Genomic DNA, 20,287 nt, shown 5'->3' on the forward strand with positions numbered 1-20,287 from the left:
AGGTTCATCGATATGTTTCGAACCTGCGACAGAGCAATGATTTCGGTTCGACGGCTTCGCGCCGCGAAGCGAACGGTCGCTGCGTCCCGGGCGTGTCGCCGCCGCGCGAGGCGTCTCGGTGGCGTCGGCCACCCGGTATTCGAGCCTCGGCCCTGACAGCGACGCAGAACGGCCGGCGCGTGCTCAGCCGCCTTGTGCCGAACGGATTGCGCTCGCGTCATTCCGACAGCGGCCTCGATCCGATATCCCGCAGGGCGCCATCGATGCTCCGATATCGAATGTCGGGTATCCGGATCGTCCCAGCCGGCGTCCTGCGTGCCGTGCGTCGGGCCGTCATGGGACAGCCGTCACGCGTCTTCGCCGTCAATCGCTGTCGTTGAACACGGTGATGGCCAGAAAACGCAGCGGCACGGTCACGAGGCGTTCCGGGCCGTGCGGCACGCGGGCGTCGAAGGTGAACGAGTCGCCGGCTTCCAGCGTGTAGACGTGCTTGCCGTGGCGGTATTCGATCTCGCCGGTGAGCATGTGGATGAACTGCATGCCCTCGTGCTGGAAGGTCGGAAAGGCTTCGCTCTCGTCATCCATCGAGATGAGAAACGGCTCGAAGTTGCGCTGGTGGCCGCGGTTATAGGCGAGCAGGTGGTAGGTGTGGCCCTTGCGGGTGCCGCGACGCACGACCTCCAGCCCGTCTCCCGCCTTGACCAGCTGCGCGCCGCCTTCGGGGGAGTCGTAGTCGCGGAACAGCTGCGAGAAGGTGATGCCGAGCGCTTCGGTCAGGCGGGCGAGCGAGTCGAGACTGGTGGCGACCTGGCCGTTCTCGATCTTGCTGACCATGCCGCGGCTCAGCCCGGCGAGTCCGGCGACGTCGGCGATGGTCAGGTCGCGTTCCACGCGCTGCTGACGCAGGACGGTGCCGATGTAGCGCTCCAGTGCCCGGTCGCGATCGCTGTCGGTGAAGCGGGTGGCCAGTGTGCGCGGGACGTAGTCGTCGCCGGCGCTCGGGTCTTGTTCTGTCACCGGTCAGGCAATCCTTTATGGGTGGGCCGGCCGCGTTGCGGTCGATATGAGGCCTTACGCGTCGATTTCTGTGCGCGATGCAATCAGCATAAGGCGTCGACGACGCTACGGCCATCCGCGGCTGCGCTCCGGTACACGCCCGTCTTTGCGCTCGGCCTCGCGCGGGTTGTGCGGCCTTCCGCGTACGGCGCCTGCTCGCCATGCGATCGACCGTTGCCCCGGGCCGCTGGTCATTGACGGGGCATTATTCCTGTGCAGCGGCAAATCGCTCGCACCAGTAAACGGCGCCGTCAGACCAAGCAGCCACCCGGGTGGGCGCTCGCGACCGCGGCAGCGGCCAGAAAATCAATTTGAATACAGACGTGTAGAGGGTTTTTTAGCCGAGCAGCAATCGGTGCGACGGGCGTGGGATCGCTTGGCAAGGCTCTTGCATTCCTATTGAGAAACAAAAATTCACCAAAGGAAACTAGGCAGGAGCGTATCCATGGCGATGAAGCACTACCCGAAAGCCGTCGAAGGCGACTTCCCGAGCATGGGAGTCGCAGGCTGCAATGCCTGGCTCGACGACGTGGCGGTGTCGAACGACTCGGACAAGACGATTGTCAGCGGCTTCTTCAAGCTCGAGAAGTCGGACAAGCCGCTGGTCTACGACTACACCTACGATGAGATGAAATGCATCTTCGCCGGCGAATTCAAGATCACGGACGGCGAGGGCAATACGGCGGCCGCCAAGCCCGGCGACGTCTTCTATTTCCCCAAGGGCAGCCAGATCACCTTCGAGACCGAGAGCTACGGCATCGGGTTCTTCTGCGGCCAGCGCCGCGAAGGCGAGGGCTGAGGCGTCCGCGCCGAGCCGTCTGCGTGACGGCTCGGCCGAGGCGACGGTTGTTCGTTTGCGGGAAGAGGATCGCCGGCATGGGCATCAAGAGCAAACCGGAATATCGCGAGCTCGAATTCGACGGCAACGCCACGCGACACGTGCTGCTGGCCGCGGGCCCGGGCGGCGACGCGCTGCTCCGCGTGCTCGATCAGGCCGCGCGACTCGGTCGTGACGCCGACGCGGCCCGTGGCCCGTTGGACGTGCTGTATCTGCCGAGCGCGGAGGCCGATCTGTCCATGCGGCTCCGGTCGCATGCGCTCGGCGTCGATGCCGTCGTCGCTCCGGACCGGCGCGGGCTGGAGTCCGCGTTGCGCCGGGTGTTGACGAAGGCCGTGATGGGCACGCGACTCTACGTCGCCGGCAACGAGGCTTTCGTCTGGGCTTGCGTGAACGTCGCGCGCGAGGCGGGCATCGACGACGACGAGGTCCAGCGCGAGCGCTGCGGCAGCCTGGCGCGCCCGGTGCAGTGCGTGCACTGCAAGACCACCGACCCGGCCGTGACCACGAACATCTACGTCTGCCCGGGCTGTGGCCTGCACGTATTCGTGCGCGATCACTTCTCGCGCCGGCTGGGCGTCTACCAGTCGGTCTGCGTCGACGCCGAGGCGCCGGGGGAGGTGCCCGCGATCGAGGAGGTCTATCCGTGAGCGCAGTGGACAGTATTCCGGTCCGGGTGGCGGCCATCGAGACGGTGTCGCCCTTCATCAAGACATTCACGCTGGAGCCGACCGACGGCGGCCCGCTGCCGGCGTTCTCGGGCGGCAGCCATGTGGTCGTGACGATGCAGGGGCGCGACAAGAACCATCGCAACCCGTACTCGTTGATGAGTTCGCCCTATGAACGGCGCTTCTATCAGATCTCGGTGCGCCGGGAGGACGACGGCCGCGGCGGCTCGAAGTTTCTGCACGGCAACGTGCGCGTGGGCGATCAGCTGTTCGTCTCGCCGCCAGCGAACCTGTTCGCGCTGAACGAACTCGGTCGCCGGCATATTCTGATCGCCGGCGGCATCGGCATCACGCCGTTTCTGTCCCAGCTCTACGAGCTGCGTGCACAGGACTCGGACTACGCGCTGCACTACGCCTACCGGCGTGCCGACGACACCGCGTTTCTGGACCGGCTGGCCGCGGAACACGGCGAGCGCGCGCACTTCTACGAGAGCTCGCAGGGCCATTACTTGGACCCGGGGCGCATCCTCGCCGAGCAGCCGCTGGGTACCCATGTCTATGTCTGCGGGCCCGAGGGGCTGATCGACACCGTCGTGACCCGGGCGCGGCGTCTCGGCTGGCCGGCAAGCCATATCCATGCCGAGGAATTCGCCGCGCCGCCGTCCGGCCGGCCGTTCACGGTCGTGCTCGACAAAAGCGGCGACGAGCTCGAGGTCGGGCCCGACGACACCGTGCTCGACGTGCTCGAGGACAACGGCTACGCGCCGGACTGTTCGTGTCGTGGCGGCGTCTGCGGCGAATGCGAGACCGCCGTGATCACCGGCGAGATCGAGCACCACGACGACTATCTCTCCGAGGAGGTCAAGCGCGAGCACTCGCGGATGATGATCTGCGTCTCGCGGGCGGCCTCCGAGCGTGTGGTGCTCGATCTCTAGCGCGATTCGCGTCCACGCCTTTCCATCCAACGCGAGCCGACTTGCGGGAGTCATGAACATGAGCGAACAAGCCACCGTCGCAGCGCCGAGAGTCAAACCGGTCGAGACCTTCCGGGGCGACTTCACCTACAGCAACAGCCCCGAGGCGATCCGGCGCTTTCCGTTTCCGTTCCACCGCGACGACTACATGTACTCGGTCAATATCGAGCCGCATGACGGCACGCCGCCCGGCAGTGCCTACGCGCCGGCCTTCGATATCGACGAGCACTATCTCTCCGAAATGGCCGAGCGGCGCACCGTGCTCGAAGAGGATCCGAAGCGCTGCCAGGTGCTGCCCTACATGATGGAAGCGCAGTGGGACACGCTCGAGCTGATGATGACCTCGCTGGCCGCGGACTATCCCGAGCATTTCAGTCTGACCCGCGACGGTGATACCTGGACCTGGGAGAACCGCCTGCTGGACATCCGCGACACCTTCACCTTCAAGGACGCGGACACGCTGCCGCTGGAACCCTTCGAGTACATCACCCGCCAGGTGCAGGGAGACTTCACCCTGCACGGCCAGCGTAACGACATGCTCTACATGGACGGCGGCATGGTCACCTGCCAGGCCGACTGGTCGCTGGACTTCGATCTGGGCATGAACTTCTACGAGTGGCACGGCCCGGTGCCGCGCGCCCACGAGATGGGCGTGTTCGAGCGCGCGCTGAAGTATCTGCTCACGCTCAAGGTGGGCAGTCCCGTGCGGCGGCTGAACTGGACCATGACGGTCAATCCACGCATGGACACCTCACCGGAGAACTACGACAAGTGGGGCATCGATCGGGCCACGATCACGCCCGACAACGTCGGCGAACTCGCGCATCTGCGCGTCGAGCTGCAGTCGCTCTGGCGGCTGCCGCGCAGCAACGCGATCCTGTTCTCGATCCGCTGTTATCTGATCAGCATGGAGGAGTTGGCGACCGTCCCCAAATGGGCGCGGCGCTTTCACCGCGTGCTGCGCGATCTGCCCGAGGATCTGGCCGACTACAAGGGCTTCATCGGTTTCCGACCGACGGTGCTCGACTATCTCGCCCGGCACGACGACGGCGCCGCGACCTCGCCCGGCGGCGCACCCGACTAGCGTCTCGCCCCTGAATTTCGTCTTCGACCGATCCGAGGAAAGATCATGACCCAACGTGTCGCCATCATCGGCGCCGGCCCCTGCGGCCTGGCGCAGCTCAACGCCTTCGAACAGGCCCGGGAAGCGGGCGCCGACGTGCCGGAGCTCGTCTGTTTCGAGAAGCAGGACGACTGGGGCGGGCTGTGGAACTACAGCTGGCGGACCGGCCTCGACGAGCACGGCGAACCGGTGCACGGCAGCATGTACCGCTACCTCTGGTCGAACGGGCCGAAGGAAGCGCTGGAGTTCGCCGACTATCCCTTCGAGGAACATTTCGGCGGCCCGATCCCGTCGTTTCCTCCGCGTGAGGTGCTGGCCGATTACATCTTCGGCCGCGCGAAAAAGCATGACGTACGCCGCCATATCCGTTTTTCGACCGCCGTGCGCTGGGTCGAGCGCAGCGCCGACGGCAAGGCGTTCTCGATAACGGTCGAGGACCTGACCACGCGCGAGAAGACGACCGAGACGTTCGACCACGTCATCGTCGCCATCGGTCATTTCTCGGTGCCCAACGTGCCGGAATTTCCGGGCTTCGACCGGTTTCCGGGCCGTATCCTGCACTCGCACGATTTCCGCGATGCGGTCGAGTTCGAGAACCAGCGCCTGCTCGTGGTGGGCAGCAGCTATTCCGCCGAGGACATCGCCCTCCAGTGTCGCAAGTACGGCTCCGGCCCGGTCACGATCAGCTATCGGACCGCGGCGATGGGCTTCGACTGGCCCGAGGGCATGGAAGAGGTGCCACTGCTGGAGCGCATGGACGGCAAGACCGCGCACTTCGTCGACGGCAGCACGCGCGAGATCGACGCCATCGTGCTCTGCACCGGCTATCAGCACCAGTTCCCCTTCATGGCGGATACGCTGAAGCTGCGCACCGCCAACCGGCTCTACCCGGCTGATCTCTACAAGGGCGTGTTCTGGCTGGAGGACCCGGACCTCATGTATCTGGGCATGCAGGACCAGTACTACACCTTCACGATGTTCGATACCGAGGCCTGGGCCGCGCGCGACTACGTGCTCGGCCGCCTCGACCTGCCGGATCGCAGCGAACGCGCCACGGACATTACGCTCTGGCAGCAGCGCGAGGCACGCCTCGACGGCGCCTTCGACGACATCGATTTCCAGGCCGACCACATCGCGGATCTGGCGTCGATGACCGACTATCCGGCCTTCGACATCGATCTCACCCGCGATATCTTCAAGGCGTGGGAGCACCACAAGGACGCGAACATCCTCACCTACCGCGACCGCGCCGGCTTCACCTCGCCGTGCACCGGCACGGCCTCGCCCGCGCATCACACCGACTGGTGGGTCGCGCTCGACGACTCCATGGCCACCTATGTCGGCGAACGCGCGCCGGCCAGCCGCACGGGCTGACGTGATGCCGCTCGAGCGCGCCACCAAGCGGATTGCCGGCGGGTGCGCGGCATGATCGTCGTGCCGAACACCGCGCCGGCGTCACGCGGCATCCGCCGCCCGGGCGAGCCCGCGATGCCGCGCGGCAGCGAGCGTTATTCGGTCGATGGCGGCAGTCTGGCCGTGTTTCGAATTGACGGCGGCGACACCCTGCGCGTGGTCGACGTCGAGGGTGGCCAGGTCGCGGAGGTGGTGGGCTTCGTCGACGGCCGCGGCGACCCGGGCTTGTTCGGCGCGCGCGCCGGACAGCCCGCCCACGGTCTGCAGGCCATGCTGGCCGAACCCCGGCGCGGCGCGCGCCTGCGCGAGCGGCTCGCGCCCTACGAACTGGCCGTCGAAGGCGCGCGCGCGATCCCGCTGTTCGCCGAGGGCAGCCGTGCCGGCAGCGTCGCCGAACTGACCGCCAGCGGCGACGGCCTCTGCGTGGTCGCCGCCGCCGGCGAGCCCATGCCGGTCGCCGGCGGCATGCCGCCGACGGATCTCGTGGTCTATCTCGAGCGCGCCGACCCCGCCCGCGCCGAGCGCGAGACGCCGGAACTGCCGGCACCGCTGGCCGAGCCGGCTCAGGATTTCCGGGTGGCGCGCGCGACCGCGCAGGCCTATCCGGTGCGCGCGGGGCAATGGATCCAGATCATCGACGTGGCCGGGCGCCAGTGCACGGACTTTCAGGCGTTTTCCACGGCGCATCTGGAGCGCGGCATCGAGCGCTGTCTGGACGTGACCACCACGCGTTCGCTCATGGCGCGCAGTTCGCCGCAGCCGGGGCTGGCGGCGAAATACTACGACGTCGACTTCCAGCCGCTGGTCGAGATCGTGCAGGACACCTGCGCGCGGCACGACGCCTTCGCGCTGGCCTGCAACCCGGCCTACTACGAGGAAGCCGGCTACTTCGGTCACGCCAACTGCTCCGACAACTTCAACGGCCAGCTCGACGCCTACGGCGTCACCGCCCGCCGCGGCTGGATGTCGATGAACTTCTTCTACAACACCGAGTTCGACGATGCGCATCAGCTCATGCTCGACGAGCCCTGGTCCCGGCCCGGCGACTACGTGCTGCTGCGCGCGCTCACCGATCTGGTGTGTGTCTCCTCGGCCTGTCCGGACGACATCGACCCGGCCAACGGCTGGAACCCGACCGATATCCACGTGCGCGTCTACGACGCCGACCTCGAGGCGCGGCGTTCCATCGCCTACCGGCCACGGCCCGACGCGGAGGCCCGGATGACGAAACAGACCGGTTTTCACGGCCAGACCTCGCAGCTCACCCGCGACTACGTCGAGCACGAGGGCTACTGGCTGCCGAACAGCTACCCGCAGCACGGCGCGATCGCCGAATACTGGGCCTGTCGCGAGAAAGCGGCGATCATCGACCTGTCCGCGCTGTGCAAGTTCGAGGTCATGGGCCCGGACGCCGAAGCGCTGCTGCAGTACACGCTCACCCGCAACGTGCGGCGCGTGGGCGTCGGCCAGGTCGCCTATTCGGCGATGTGCTGGCCCGACGGCGGCATGATCGACGACGGCACGCTCTTCCGGCTGGCCGACAACAACTTCCGCTGGATCTGCGGGATCGAGTACTGCGGCGAGTGGCTGCGCGAACAGGCCGAGGCCGCCGGCTTCGAGGTGCGCATCAAGAGCTCGCGCGCGCAGCTGCACAACGTCTCGGTGCAGGGGCCGGCCGCGCGCGACATCCTGCGCGAGATCGTCTGGACGCGCCCCGATCAGGCCGACATGGACGAGCTCGGCCTGTTCCGGTTTGCCATCGCCCGGCTCGGCCACGAACGCGGCCGGCCGATGATCGTCTCCCGCACCGGTTATACCGGCGAGCTCGGCTACGAGGTGTTCTGTCATCCCGACGACGCCGACGAGATCTGGCAGGCGATCCGGGCCGCCGGCGCGCCGCACGGGCTGACACCCATGGGCATGGAAGCGCTCGACATGCTGCGCATCGAGGCCGGACTGATCGCCGCGGGCCACGAATTCTGCGACCGAACCGATCCCTACGAGGCCGGCATCGGCTTCGCCGTGGCGCTGAAGAAGAACGCCGAGGACTTCATCGGCCGGGCCGCGCTGGAGGCGCGTCGCGATCGACCGCGGCAGCGGCTGGTCGGCCTCACGCTGGACGGCGAGGAGGCCGCCGCCCACGGCGACGGCGTCTACATCGGCCGCCAGCAGATCGGCGTCGTCACCAGCGGCACGCGCTCGCCGACGCTCGCCCGCAGCATCGCCCTGGCCCGGGTCGCCGCCGAGCACGCCGGGCCCGACACCCGCGTGGAAGTCGGCAAGCTCGACGGCCAGCAGAAACGGTTGAGCGCCACCGTGGTGGCGATGCCGCACTACGACCCGGAGCGCAGGCGGCTCAAGGCATGAGTCCCGCTTAAACACTCCATGCGAGCTTGCGCCTAGCTGTTGTGTGACAACGCTGGATCGCCGCACCCCATTCGTTTTACCGGGCTCTTGGCCCTTCGGGTTGGGCCGCCCATGAGCAATCGATCATGGGCGCGCTGCGGCGCGGCCAGTCTGGACGCGATCCGCGACTCGCGCTTTGCCGCACACGATGCGCGGTCTTCAATGCGGCGCTCGCACGAGGTATTACCCGGCCCGCGTGTCGGGCTCGCCGGTGGTCCGCAGCCGTTCGACGAGCAGATCGGCGAGCTGGCGCGCGGCGTAGCCCAGCCGCCCGGGTCGCCGGTGCATGGCGATGTCGACCTCCGGCAGGGGCGGCAGGCCGGTCGCGTCCTCGTCGAGTATCTCCAGGTGGGCGCCGAGCATGCTCGGCGTGGCCACGGTGACTGCCAGCCCGGCGCTCACCGGTGAGTGCAGGGCGGCGAACGCCTGACTGACATAGGCCGGCCGCCAGGCACGGCCGATGGCGTCCAGGCGCCGCGTCGCGGCCTGGCGGAATTCGCAGGTGTTCTCCGGATAGAGCGCCAGCGGCAGCGGGTCCTGTCGATGCGCCGCCGAGCCGGGGGCACCGACCCATTTGAGCGGTTCGCGGCGCAGACGCGTGCCGCCGGGCGAATGCGCCTGGCGGGTCACGATCGCCAGATCGATCTCGCCGGCGGCGACCGAACGCACCAGGGCGTCGCTCAGCTCCGTGCGGACCTCGGTCTCCACCTGGGGATAGCGTTCGGCAAACACGGTGAGCGTGTCGGGCAGGTAGAACGCAAAGTCGGCCGGCATGCCCAGGCGCACGCGGCCGGCGACCTCGCTTTCGGCCATGCGCTGACGCAGTTCGCTGTTCAGACGCAGCATTTCCCGGGCATGACCGAGTGCCTGACGGCCCTGGCGGGTCGGTCGCAACACCGCTCCCCGCTCGATCAGCTGCGTGCCCAGATCCGCCTCCAGCCGCTTGATCTGCATGCTGATCGCCGACTGGCTGTAGTTCAGCTGCTCCGCGGCGCGGGTGAAGCTGGCCGTGTCGAGGATAGCGACGAGGCTCTGCAGGGCGCGCAGGTCGAGTACCGGGGGTCTCATGGGTGATCACCAGAATTGATGCATTTCTCAACAGGATTCATTTTAAATATGCGAAGCGGCGGTCCACATTAGCGGCGAAACGACACACCCAAGCCCGAGCGAGGCCGCCGATGATGGATCGATACACTGCCGCCCTGCGGCGTCCGGAATTACGCGTGACGGCACTGGCGATCTTTGTCGTCGTGCTCTGGGGCATGCTGCCTTGGCTGCGCGCGCTGGCCGGCGAGGTGCCGGCGCTGCAGCTCACGGCCATGGCCATGGCCTGTGCGGCGGTGAGCAGTCGGCTGCTGCCCGGCTCGGATTCGCTCCGCAGCGCCCTGCGACGGCATCCGCCGCAGGCGTGGCTGGTGATCGTCGGCGGCATGCTGGGGGCGCTGACGCTGTATTTCGCTGCGCTCAGCCTGGCGCCCGCGCCGCAGGTCGTGGTGATCGCCTATACCTGGCCGCTGCTGCTGGCGCTGGCCGGCGATCTCTATCGGCGTCGGCCGCCGTCGTTCGTCTCGATTCTGGCGCTGCTGCTGGGCCTGGCCGGTGTGGCGATTCTGCAGGGCGGGGGCGCGTCGCTGGCCGGTCGGGCCTGGCTCGGCTGTGTCGCTGCCCTGGGGGCCGGTCTGTGCTGGGCGGGCTACTCGCTGTTCGTCCAGGCCTATGCGCGTCCGGTCGGTTCGGCCTATCCGGCCTTCTTCGCGCTGGCCGCGGTCGTCGCGCTGTTGCTGCAGGCGGCGACGCAGGGGCTCGTCTGGCCGCTGTCGCCGGCCGCGCTGGCCGCGGCCGCGGCGCTCGGTGTCGGGCCCTACGGTCTGGCGTTCATGGCGTGGGCGCACGTGCTCCAGCACGGCAACCCGCGGGTGGTGCCGGTGTTGCCGTATGCCGTGCCCGGCGTGGCCGCCGCGATCCTCGTGCTGACCGACCACGTCGAGCCCACCCTGCGCCTGGCGCTGGGCTGCGGCGTGATCGCCCTGGCCTGTGTCACCGCCATGAGTGGGGGCACGGGCCGGCCGGCGCCGCGCCTGCGGCCGCGCTCGTAATCGGCGTCGCCCGGCGGTCGCGGCCGCCGGGCGGGGCCGCTCACAACGGCCGGCTGCGCCCCGGAATCCAGTCCGTGCCCGCCAGCGGCACCCGGGCCATGGCCGCGGATTCGATATCGAGCGCGACCAGATCCTCCGGCTCGAGATTCTGGATATGCGACTTGCCGCAGGCGCGGGCGATGGTCTGGGCTTCGGTGGTCATCACCCGCAGGTAGTTCGCCAGGCGGCGGCCGCCGCGTTCCGGATCCAGGCGCTGCGACAGTTCCGGGTCCTGGGTGGAGATGCCGGCCGGGTCGCGGCCCTCGTGGTAGTCGTCGTAGAAGCCGGCCGCCGAGCCGATCTCGTGATACTGGCTTTCCCAGCGCGGGTGGTTGCAGCCGAGCGCGATCATCGCCGCGGTGCCGATCGAGACCGCGTCCGCGCCCAGCGCCATCGCCTTGGCCACGTCCGCGCCGTTGCGGATGCCGCCGGAGACGATGAGCTGGACCTTGCGGTGCATGTCCATTTCCTGGAGCGCCTGCACGGCCTGCGGAATGGCGGCGAGCGTCGGAATGCCCACATGCTCGATGAAGACTTCCTGGGTCGCGGCGGTGCCGCCCTGCATGCCGTCGAGCACGATCACGTCGGCGCCGGACTTCACCGCGAGCTTGACGTCGTAATAGGTGCGGCTGGCGCCGATCTTGATATAGATCGGCTTCTCCCAGTCGGTGATCTCGCGCAGCTCCTCGATCTTGATGGCGAGATCGTCCGGGCCGGTCCAGTCGGGGTGGCGACAGGCGCTGCGCTGGTCCACGCCCTTGGGCAGGGTGCGCATCTCGGCGATGCGGTCGCTGATCTTCTGGCCCATGAGCATGCCGCCGCCGCCGGGTTTCGCCCCCTGGCCGAGCACGATCTCGATGGCGTCGGCCATGCGCAGGTGGTCGGGGTTCATGCCGTAGCGCGAGGGCAGATACTGGTAGACGAGCGTGCGCGACTGGCCGCGCTCCTCGTCGGTCATGCCGCCGTCGCCGGTGGTGGTGCTGGTGCCCACCGCCGAGGCGCCCCGGCCGAGTGCTTCCTTGGCGTTGGCCGACAGGGCACCGAAGCTCATGCCCGCGATCGTGATCGGGATGTCCAGGTGCAGCGGTTTCGAGGCGAAACGATCGCCCAGCACCACGTCGGTGGCGCACTTCTCGCGATAGCCCTCCAGCGGGTAGCGCGACATGCTCGCGCCCAGGAACAGCAGGTCGTCGAAATGCGGCAGATGGCGCTTGGCGCCGAAGCCGCGGATGTCGTAGATGCCGGTGGCGGCCGCGCGCTGGATGTTGTGGATGGTGTGGCGGTCGAAGGACGCCGATTCCTGCAGGCCCCAGCGCTCGACCATGCCGCGGGTGGTGTCGTGTTCAGTACTCATCGGCGTTGTCCACCTTGAAGTTGTAGAGTTCCCGCGCCGAGCCGTAGCGCCGGAAATCCTCGGCCCGGGCGTCGATGCCCGCGGCGTCGAGCAGGTCGCGCAGTTCGGCGAGATGTTCGTCGCGCATCGCTTTCTCGACGCAGTCGGCGCCGAGCGATTTCACCGACCCGCGGACATACAGACGGGCTTCGTAGATCGAGTCGCCGAGCGCTTCGCCGGCGTCGCCGCAGACCACCAGCCGGCCCGCCTGGCCCATGAATGCGCTCAAGTGACCGACGCTGCCGCCGACGACGATATCCACGCCCTTCATGGAAATGCCGCAGCGTGCCGAGGCGTCGCCCTCGACCACGAGCAGGCCGCCGTGTGCGGTCGCGCCGGCCGACTGCGAGGCGTTGCCCTTCACCCGTACCTGGCCCGACATCATGTTCTCGGCCACGCCCACGCCGGCCATGCCGTTGATCGTCACGCGGGCCTTCTGGTTCATGCCCGCGCAGTAGTAGCCGGCATGGCCGTCGATCTCGACCTCGAGCGTCTGGTCCAGCCCGCAGGCCAGGGCGTGCCGGCCTTCCGGGTCGGTGATCCGCCACTGCGCCTCGGCCAGTTCGGCGGTCTGGTCGTGCAACTGCCGGTTGACCTCGCGCACCGAGGTCTCGCTCAGACTGATCGTTCTCATGTGCCGGTCTCCTGCATCGAGGCGCGCGTGCTGTGCTCCCAGACATAGACCCGGCCGGGCTCCGGCTCCCAGACGCGGGCGTGGGCGATGCCCGGCAGTTTGGCGAGGGCGCGGTATTCCGAGGCCATGGCGACGAAGGCGTCGGTCTCGGCGAGCACGGCGGGCTTGCAGGCGATGGGGTCGCGTAGCACCGCGAAGCCGTCGCGGGTGCCGATGGTGAAGGTGAAGAATCCGTCGAGGTCGTCGATCGCCGCTTCCAGCGCCTCGGTGAGGGTTTCGCCGCGGCTCATGCGTTCGCTGAGATAGGCGGCGGCGACTTCGGAGTCGTTGTCGGTCTGGAAACGGATGCCGGCGCGTTCGAGCGTGAGCCGCAGCCGGTTGTGGTTCGACAGCGAGCCGTTGTGCACCAGGCACAGATCCTCGCCGGTGGTGAACGGGTGGCTGCCCTCCATGCTCACGCCGGACTCGGTGGCCATGCGGGTATGGCCGATGATGTGCGAGCCGTGCATCTGCGCGAGCGAGAAGCGGTCGGCGACCAGTTTGGGATGCCCGACACCCTTGAGGATCTCGATGCTGCGGCCGACGCTCATCAGCCGCGTGTCCGGCGCGTTATCGGCCAGCCAGTTGCGCACGTCGGCTTCCGCTGCGCGCGTCTTGAGCACGACGGCGCTGGCGTTGCGAAACCAGTCGATGGCCGCGTCGAGATCGCGCGTCAGACCGGCGACGAGCGCGTCCCAGTCCAGGGCCGGATCGGCGTTCTGGAGCGTGAACTTCAGCATGCCGTCGCCGACCTCGTCGCCGTAGACGGCAAAGCCGGCGCTGTCCGGGCCGCGGTCGGCCATCGATACCAGCATGGGTTCGAACAACGCGCCCAGACGCGGTTCCAGCGCCGGGTCCTTGAGATAGAGTCCTACGATGCCGCACATGAGCTGTTCTCCCTGTGTTGTGCCGACGGTTGGGCGTCCGCGTGACGATCAGAAGAATTCGGCATAGCGCTCCACCTCCCAGTCGGAGACATGCCGGCTGTAGTCGATCCACTCGTCGGTCTTGATCTTGATGAATTCGTTGACGATCTCCGGGCCCAGCGTGTCGGCGAACAGCGGGTCGGCGGCGAGTGCGTCCACGGCCTGACCCAGGTTCTGCGGCAGGATCTCGATGCCGCGCCGGCGGCATTCCTCGGGCCCGAGGTCGTAGCAGTTGATGTTCTGGGCCTCGCCGGGATCGATCTGGTTGTCCACACCGTCGAGGCCGGCCGCGATCATGGCCGCGGTCACCAGGTACGGGTTGCAGCCCGAATCCGGCAGCCGCAGTTCGAGGCGCCCGTAGGGCACCCGCACCATGGCCGAGCGGTTGTTGTCGCCGTAGGTCACGTAGACCGGCGCCCAGGTCGAGCCCGAGTTGGAGCCGCCGACGACCAGGCGCTTGTAGGAGTTCACCGTGGGGGCGGCGAAGGCGCACAGCGCGTTGGCGTGTTTCAGCATGCCGCCGAGGAAGTGATAGGCGGTCTGCGACAGGCCCATGCCCTGGGGGTCGCCGTCGTCGCCGAAGACGTTGGCGCCGTCCTCGTCGGTGATCGACATGTGGTAGTGCATGCCGTTGCCGGTGCGGCTGGAGGCGGGCTTGGGCATGAACGAACACATCATGCCGAGCTGGGCCGCGATCTCGCCGGCCCCCATGCGAAAGAGCACGAAGCGATCCGCGGAGGTCAGCGCATCGCTGTAGGTGTAGTTGATCTCGAACTGGCCGTTGGCGTCCTCGTGGTCGATCTGATAGATGTCGTAGCCGATCGACTGGAAGCTCTCGACCAGCCGCTCCAGGAATTCGCGCGAACGCGACAGACCCTTGTAGTCGTAGCAGGGCTTGGTGAGGGTGTCGCTGGTGTCGGCGAGCGTCAGCGGGGCGCGGCCGTCGCCGTTGCCTTGGCTATGGTCGCGGGCGAACAGTGAGAACTCCGGCTCGACGCCCGTGTGCAGGGTCCAGCCGCGTTCGGCGAGGCGCGCGATCTGCTGCTGGAGCACGTGGCGCGAGTCGTAGGGGTAGGGCGCATCGTTGACGTGGCCCACGCAGGCGATGCGGGCATAGCCCGGCTGCCAGGGTACGGGCGTGAGCGTGTCCAGATCGCCGCGCGCCATGAAATCCGGCCCGTGCGGCTCCATGCCCAGACCCCAGACGGCGAAACCCGCAAAGCCCGCGCCGTCCTCGATCACGTTCTCCAGGCAGTGGGCGGGCACCGATTTGGTCTTGGCGACCCCGTGAATGTCCACGAACTGCGCCAGGATGTAGCGGATGTCGTATTCGTCGATCAGCGATTGCGCTTCGGTGAGTGTCATCGTCGGTCTCCCTCGAGGATCAAGCGTTTTGGGCGTCGGCGGTCGGCACGGCGCCGTGAAGTGCGTCGTGCAGATAGCGTTCGTAGGAGGCGTCGCAGCCGACGAGCACGCCGTTCCGCGCGTGCGCCCCGGCCCGCAGCCAGACATCGATGTCGGCCACGCGCGTCATCAGCCAGCCGGCCTCGGGCAGTCGGCGCAGGTCGTGGCCGCAGTACTGCGCGAGCAGCATCGGGCTGTGTTCTGCCGGGATCCGGAACACGGCGTCGCTGCGGGTGAAACACCACGGCGGCGCGCTCGCGACCGGCAGTGGGATGTCGCGGCCGGCGACCAGATAGTGCTCGTGGCCGAGACAGGCGACGAAGCCGTGGTCGTGGGCCGCGGCGCACAGGTCGTCGGGCCGCGGCAGGCCGGCTTCGGCGAGCGCGGTACCGGCGCCCGGGCCGACGAGCTGGCGCAGTGCCAGGTCGGTGACGGTCGTGATCTCGAAGCTCATGAGCGGCTCTCCGGTTGGGCCCGCTTGCCGCGGCGTGCGACGAAAGGCGTGGCCGCGCGGGTCGCGCGGACCAGGACGCCGTCGTCGACACGCAGGGTCAGCGCGCGTTCGCTGTCGGCGAGGGCGGTGTCGACCATGGCGAAGCCGATGGCGTGGCCGAGCGTCGGGCTGTGCGCGATGCTGGTCACCCGCCCGGCGATCTCGCCGTCCTCGATCACCAGATGGGATTCGCGTGGCAGCGGGGTATCGGCGTCCGCGGGCAGGGTGAAGGCGACCAGCCGCCGCTGCGTCCGTTCGGCGAGCAGGGCCAGCGCGCCGCGGCCGATGAAGACGGGCTTGTCGAAGTGCACCGCGCCGGCCATCGCGGCCTCGAAGGGATCGGTCAGGCCGTCGGTGTCCTGACCGACGATGATGTGGCCCATCTCCAGGCGCAGCACGCGCTGGGCTTCGACGCCGAAGGCGCGCACCCCGAGGGCGGCGCCGTCGTCCATCAGCCGGGCCCAGATGAGCCGGGTGGCGGCGACGTCGGCGTGCACCTCGAAGCCGACCCGGTCGACGAAGGCGGCCCGCAGCACCCGCGCCGGCTGGCCGCAGACATGGCCCGTACGGATGCCGCCCTTGAACGCCTTGCGATCGAGATCGACGTCGGTGAGCGGGGCGAGCAGGTCGCGCGAGCGCGGCCCGGCGATGGTGATCGAGCCGAGCTGGCTGGTGCGGTCCACGACCCAGGCCTCAAAAGCGCCGATGGCGGCCTCGCGGGTCAGCTCACGCCGGGTGGCCGCGGCATGGCCGCTGGAGGCGGTGACGAAGAAATGCTCGGGGCCGAGACGCGCGATCAGGCCGTCGTCGACCACCACGCCGGATTCGTCGACCATCAGCGCATAGCGCCCGGCGCCAACGCTCAGATCGGCCGCCCGGAGCGTATAGGCGGCCTCGAGCAGGCGGGCGGCGTCCGGCCCGACCACCTCGATCTTGCCGAGCGTGGAGACGTCGATCAGGCCGACCGCCTCGCGCACCGCGCGTACCTCGGCCGCGATCGCCTCGGCGCGTTCGCCGGCGGCGCCGTACCAGGCCGGGCGCAGCCACGCGCCGGCGTCCATGAAGCGCGCCCCGAGTTCGGCGTGCGCGTCGTGCAGCGGGCTGCGCCGGGTCGGGCGCAGGCGCCGGCCGGCCAGGTCCTCCAGACGCACCGGGTGAAACATCGGCCGTGCGGTCGTGGTGCCGGTGGCGTCGATACCCTGATCGCGGATGCGCGCCAGGATACGAATGGCGTTCTGGTTGGCGTGCTTGCCCTGGCTCGGGCCCATGCCGACCGTGGAGAAGCGCTTGAGCAGCTCGATGTTGTCGAAGCCCTCGCGCGCGGCCTGTTCGAGGTCCTTGAGCTGGATGTCCTCGTCGAGATCGACGAAGTTGCGGCTTTGGGCGTGGGCCACGATCGGCCAGGCCGCGCCGTGCGACACGCGATCGCGGTGATCGGCCACTGCCGGAACCGGCTCGCCGGCGAGAGCCGCGCGCAGGCGGGCGGCCGCGTCGCGGGCGTCCTCGTACTGGCAGTCGAGATCGAACACGCCGTTGAGCCGGCCGGCGGGCACGACCGTGTCGGGCCAGGACTCGGGCACCGGCATGGCGAGCGTGTCGTCATAGCGCAGACGGCCGCCGGCCTGATAGAGCAGCTGCCCGGCCGGCGCCCAGCCGACGCTCATGAAAATGCCGTCGCAGGGCACCCGATGCGCCCGTGCGAGATCGCAGTGGCCATCGGCGCCGACCGGCGCGAGGGTCGCGGCCTCGACCGCGCTCTCGCCGTGGGCGGCGTGGACGGCGTGATCGCGATGCACTGGAATGCCGGCGGCGAGCAGCCGCGCGGCGGGGATCTGCGACTTGGGCGTGCCCATATCCGCGATCGCCGCGATCTCGATGCCGGCGGCGTGCAGATCGAGCGCGGCGGCATAACCTTCGCCGTTGGCCACCACCATGATCGCCCGGCGACAGGCCGCGACGCCGAAGCGGTGCAGCAGGCGCTGGGCGCCCGAGGCGAGCATCACGCCGGGGCGGTCGTTGTTGTGGAACACCGCCGGCTGTTCGATCACGCCGGTGGCCAGCAGCACGCCGCGTGCGCGCACCTTGATAATGCCGTCGGGCGTGGCGATCGGCACCAGATGATCGGCGTAGTGGCCGAGCGCGACCGCCCGGGTGTGCAGCGTGATCGCGGGATGGGCGTGAACGGACGCGATCAGCGCATCCCGATGCGCGAGGGCCGTTTCATCGCCGGCGTGGGCGTAGTCGAAGCTCGCGCCCGGGTGTGGGTTCTCGTCGACGAGAACGACGCTACAGCCGTTGTCGGCGAGATCGAGTGCGGCGGTAAGCCCGGTCGGGCCGGCGCCCACCACGAGCGCGTCGCAGTGCGCATGGCGCTTGGCGCGGCGGTCCGGCGTCCAGTCCAGATCGACCCGGCCGAGGCCGGCGCGCTTGCGGATCGCGCGTTCCCAGTAGGGGAACAGCGCCTTGGGGCGATGAAACGCCTTGTAATAGAAGCCGACCGGCATGAAACGCCCGAGCCGGTCGAGATGGCGATCGCGATCATTGTCGAGGCCGCCGCGCACGTTGACGGGGCGCACGTCCATGCCCTCGACCAGCGGCGTGACGTCGCCGCGGATGTGGGTGTCCTGCGGCGTGCAGAACAGCGCGTTGACGTCGTGATTGGCCAGCGAAAAGGCGCCGCGCGGGCGGTGATACTTGAAGCTGCGTCCGAGCAGCGATACCCCGTTGGCCAGCAGTGCCGAGGTGATGGTGTCGCCCGGATGCCCTTCGTAGCTGCGGCCCTCGAAGGTGAAGCGCAGCGTACGCCCGCGGTCGATCCACTCGCGCGGGCCGGTTTCAGCGCGTCGGCACGGCATGGGCCACCTCCGTGATCGGGATCGAGCGCAGCACGGTGTCCGTGCGGGTGTCGCGTTCGAGCACGAACCAGCGTCCGCTGGGGTCGTGATGCCACCACTCGCGCAGCACGCCGGGCGCGCCCGCGCGGTTGAAGACATAGTCGGCGAGCGCGGCAGTGTCGGCGTCGGCCTGTGGCGGCCGGCGCACTTCGCCGCCGTAGGTGAATTCGTCGATCGGGCGCGGGCCGATCTCGGGGCAGTCGATGCGTTTCATGGCAATCCTAGTGCCCGACCGAGGCCGCGCCCTTTTCACCGACGAGCTGAAAGTCGGCGAAGCGGCCCAGGCGGAAGGGTTCGATGAGTTCGTGGTTGCGTTTCGCGGCGACGGTCGCGGCCATGGTCTGGCCGCTGATCGGCGTGGCCTTGAAGCCCCAGGTGCCCCAGCCGGAATCGAGGTAGAAACCGTCGACCGGCGTGGTGCCCATGATCGGCGCGAAGTCCGGCGTCATGTCGGCCATGCCGGCCCATTGACGCAGCAGCCGCAGACGGCCGGCGAACGGGAACATGTCGACGATGTGATCGGCGAGGCCCTCGACGAACTCGAAGGTGGAGCGGGTGGAATGCAGCACCGCCGGGTCCACCGCGGAGCCCATGACGAGTTCGCCGCGCGACGACTGGCTGACGTATACATGCAGGCTGCCGGAGACGATGATCGTGTCCAGAAACGGCTTGACCGGTTCGGTCACGCAGGCCTGCAGCGGATAGATCTCGATCGGCGTGGGCAGGTCGAGCATGTCGGTGATGCGCGGCGTGTAGCCGGCGACCATCGACACCACCGCGTCACAACTGATGTCGCCGCGGCTCGTGGCCACGCCGGTCACGCGGCCGCCCGCGGTGTGGATATCGGTGACCGCGGTCTGCTGATGGATCTCCACGCCGCGCTGCGCGGCGGCGCGGGCATAACCCCAGGCCACCGCGTCGTGGCGCACCACCGAGCCCGGCGCGTGATAGAGCGCGCCGTGCACGGCCGGGCCGCCGCCGCAATCCAGATCCATCGTCGGTACGGCCCGGGCGATGGCGTCGCGGTCGACGACCTCGCTGTCGACGCCGTGGTGCTTGTTGACCTCGGCGCGCCAGCGCATGGTCCGCATGGCGTCGTCCGAATGGGCGAGCGTGAAGTGGCCGCGGGTCGAGTAGAACAGGTTGATGTCGAGATCGCCCGACAGGTTCTCCCAGAGCTTCACGCTGGCGTCGTAGAACTTCACGCCTTCCGACGTCAGATAGTTCGAGCGCACGATGGTGGTGTTGCGCCCGGTGTTGCCGCCGCCCAGATAGCCCTGCTCGAGCACCGCGACCCGTGTGATGCCGTGTTCTTTGGCGAGGTAGTACGCACAGGCCAGACCGTGCCCGCCGCCGCCGATGATCACCACGTCGTAGTGCGACGCCAGCGGCTTTTCTTCGGGAAAGAAGCGCGGTTCGTTCTCGGGGCCGGTCAGGCCGAGTTTGAACAGTTTCCAGGACATGGGTCAGCGCCGTTCGATCGGGCCGCTAGCGGACTGACGTGCGGCGGCCCGATGGTTCGTTACGGACGGTGGGCGATGCCGTAGCCCGGCCGTGACGGCAGAAGCGCGAAGGCGTGGCATTGAATGTTTCCTTATAAGAAAAATTGTTTCATTAGAATAATGCAAATGGCTTGCCAGTGTCTCGCCGCTTTTGGGGCATTGGCTTAGAAATTCGCTGGTTTTTCTTAAGTTATTGATTATCACTATTTATTTTTCGGTTCTCGGCTCCGGGGTAAATCGGGGCGATACCGCGGCAGTGCATGGGGCGTGGTTTTGCATGCTTGTTGTGCAATTCCGTGCGGCGTTATGGATCGCGGTGCACGTTCGTTGCACAACACGTCCGGGCATGGACGAAAAAACCCCGGCTGCCGTTCGGCAGCCGGGGTGGG

General features: G+C 68.3%; 17 protein-coding genes. 7 read left to right on the forward strand and 10 right to left on the reverse strand.

Translation table 11 applies throughout. The features are described 5' to 3' along the window. Positions 1 to 363: 363 nt before the first annotated feature. Entirely contained in the window at positions 364 to 1,017 is a 654-nt protein-coding gene (locus tag SAHL_RS12025) for a helix-turn-helix domain-containing protein (protein WP_245968511.1), read from the reverse strand. Positions 1,018 to 1,501: 484 nt separating this feature from the next. Here SAHL_RS12025 and SAHL_RS12030 point away from each other — a divergent pair, with 484 nt between their 5' ends. From SAHL_RS12030 to SAHL_RS12055, 6 genes are all read left to right on the forward strand, one after another. Further along, entirely contained in the window at positions 1,502 to 1,855 is a 354-nt protein-coding gene (locus tag SAHL_RS12030) for a cupin domain-containing protein (RefSeq protein ID WP_221177946.1), read from the forward strand. A 77-nt stretch (positions 1,856 to 1,932) separates the two neighbouring features. Continuing rightward, positions 1,933 to 2,544: a dimethylamine monooxygenase subunit DmmA family protein gene (locus tag SAHL_RS12035; protein ID WP_123591662.1), complete on the forward strand. Its 612-nt coding sequence runs from the start codon at positions 1,933 to 1,935 to the stop codon at positions 2,542 to 2,544. Further along, positions 2,541 to 3,497 carry a PDR/VanB family oxidoreductase gene (locus SAHL_RS12040; protein ID WP_184947660.1) on the forward strand — a complete coding sequence of 319 codons (957 nt, stop codon included), beginning with the start codon at positions 2,541 to 2,543 and terminating at the stop codon, positions 3,495 to 3,497. Before SAHL_RS12035 ends, SAHL_RS12040 begins: the two co-directional genes overlap by 4 nt. Positions 3,498 to 3,555: 58 nt before the next feature. After that, on the forward strand, positions 3,556 to 4,620 hold the full coding sequence (locus SAHL_RS12045; RefSeq protein WP_123591677.1) for a heme-dependent oxidative N-demethylase family protein: 1,065 nt from the start codon (positions 3,556 to 3,558) through the stop codon (positions 4,618 to 4,620). A 45-nt stretch (positions 4,621 to 4,665) separates the two neighbouring features. Then, entirely contained in the window at positions 4,666 to 6,033 is a 1,368-nt protein-coding gene (locus SAHL_RS12050; protein WP_123591664.1) for a flavin-containing monooxygenase, read from the forward strand. A gap of 60 nt (positions 6,034 to 6,093) precedes the next feature. Then, the gene (locus SAHL_RS12055) at positions 6,094 to 8,439 is read left to right on the forward strand and encodes a DUF1989 domain-containing protein (RefSeq protein WP_416235847.1); all 2,346 of its coding nucleotides are present in this window, start codon (positions 6,094 to 6,096) and stop codon (positions 8,437 to 8,439) included. A 222-nt stretch (positions 8,440 to 8,661) separates the two neighbouring features. Here the strand turns inward: SAHL_RS12055 and SAHL_RS12060 are convergent, their stop codons facing one another. Beyond that, complete coding sequence (locus tag SAHL_RS12060) at positions 8,662 to 9,546, reverse strand: LysR family transcriptional regulator (protein ID WP_123591666.1); 885 nt, start codon at positions 9,544 to 9,546, stop codon at positions 8,662 to 8,664. A gap of 113 nt (positions 9,547 to 9,659) precedes the next feature. Between SAHL_RS12060 and SAHL_RS12065 the strand changes: the two genes are divergently transcribed. Beyond that, positions 9,660 to 10,574, forward strand: a complete 915-nt coding sequence (locus SAHL_RS12065; protein ID WP_184947662.1) for a DMT family transporter — start codon at positions 9,660 to 9,662, stop codon at positions 10,572 to 10,574. Between the two features lie 40 nt (positions 10,575 to 10,614). Here SAHL_RS12065 and SAHL_RS12070 read toward each other — a convergent pair whose 3' ends face one another. From SAHL_RS12070 to SAHL_RS12105, 8 genes are read right to left on the reverse strand one after another with little or no spacing between them, the layout of a single operon-like run. Further along, positions 10,615 to 11,937, reverse strand: coding sequence for a glutamate synthase-related protein (locus tag SAHL_RS12070; RefSeq protein ID WP_123591678.1), 1,323 nt, complete (start codon positions 11,935 to 11,937; stop codon positions 10,615 to 10,617). Positions 11,938 to 11,956: 19 nt separating this feature from the next. Continuing rightward, complete coding sequence (locus SAHL_RS12075; protein WP_123591668.1) at positions 11,957 to 12,640, reverse strand: GltB/FmdC/FwdC-like GXGXG domain-containing protein; 684 nt, start codon at positions 12,638 to 12,640, stop codon at positions 11,957 to 11,959. After that, positions 12,637 to 13,566 (reverse strand): class II glutamine amidotransferase, encoded by a 930-nt coding sequence (locus tag SAHL_RS12080; protein WP_123591669.1) that lies wholly within the window; start codon positions 13,564 to 13,566, stop codon positions 12,637 to 12,639. Before SAHL_RS12080 ends, SAHL_RS12075 begins: the two co-directional genes overlap by 4 nt. A 48-nt stretch (positions 13,567 to 13,614) precedes the next feature. Further along, positions 13,615 to 14,970: a type III glutamate--ammonia ligase gene (glnT, locus tag SAHL_RS12085; protein ID WP_123591670.1), complete on the reverse strand. Its 1,356-nt coding sequence runs from the start codon at positions 14,968 to 14,970 to the stop codon at positions 13,615 to 13,617. A gap of 19 nt (positions 14,971 to 14,989) precedes the next feature. Next, entirely contained in the window at positions 14,990 to 15,463 is a 474-nt protein-coding gene (locus SAHL_RS12090) for a hypothetical protein (RefSeq protein WP_123591671.1), read from the reverse strand. Further along, complete coding sequence (locus tag SAHL_RS12095; protein ID WP_123591672.1) at positions 15,460 to 18,357, reverse strand: 2Fe-2S iron-sulfur cluster-binding protein; 2,898 nt, start codon at positions 18,355 to 18,357, stop codon at positions 15,460 to 15,462. The genes SAHL_RS12090 and SAHL_RS12095 overlap by 4 nt, the downstream gene beginning before the upstream one ends. Continuing rightward, a complete protein-coding gene (locus tag SAHL_RS12100; RefSeq protein ID WP_123591673.1) occupies positions 18,338 to 18,610 on the reverse strand; it encodes a sarcosine oxidase subunit delta in 273 nt (90 codons plus the stop codon). Before SAHL_RS12100 ends, SAHL_RS12095 begins: the two co-directional genes overlap by 20 nt. Before the next feature lie 7 nt (positions 18,611 to 18,617). After that, entirely contained in the window at positions 18,618 to 19,859 is a 1,242-nt protein-coding gene (locus tag SAHL_RS12105; protein WP_123591674.1) for an FAD-dependent oxidoreductase, read from the reverse strand. Positions 19,860 to 20,287 lie beyond the last annotated feature (428 nt).

Origin of the sequence: Salinisphaera orenii subsp. halophila YIM 95161 (assembly GCF_003732545.1) — a bacterium.
Classification (GTDB): Bacteria; Pseudomonadota; Gammaproteobacteria; order Nevskiales; family Salinisphaeraceae; genus Salinisphaera; species Salinisphaera orenii_A.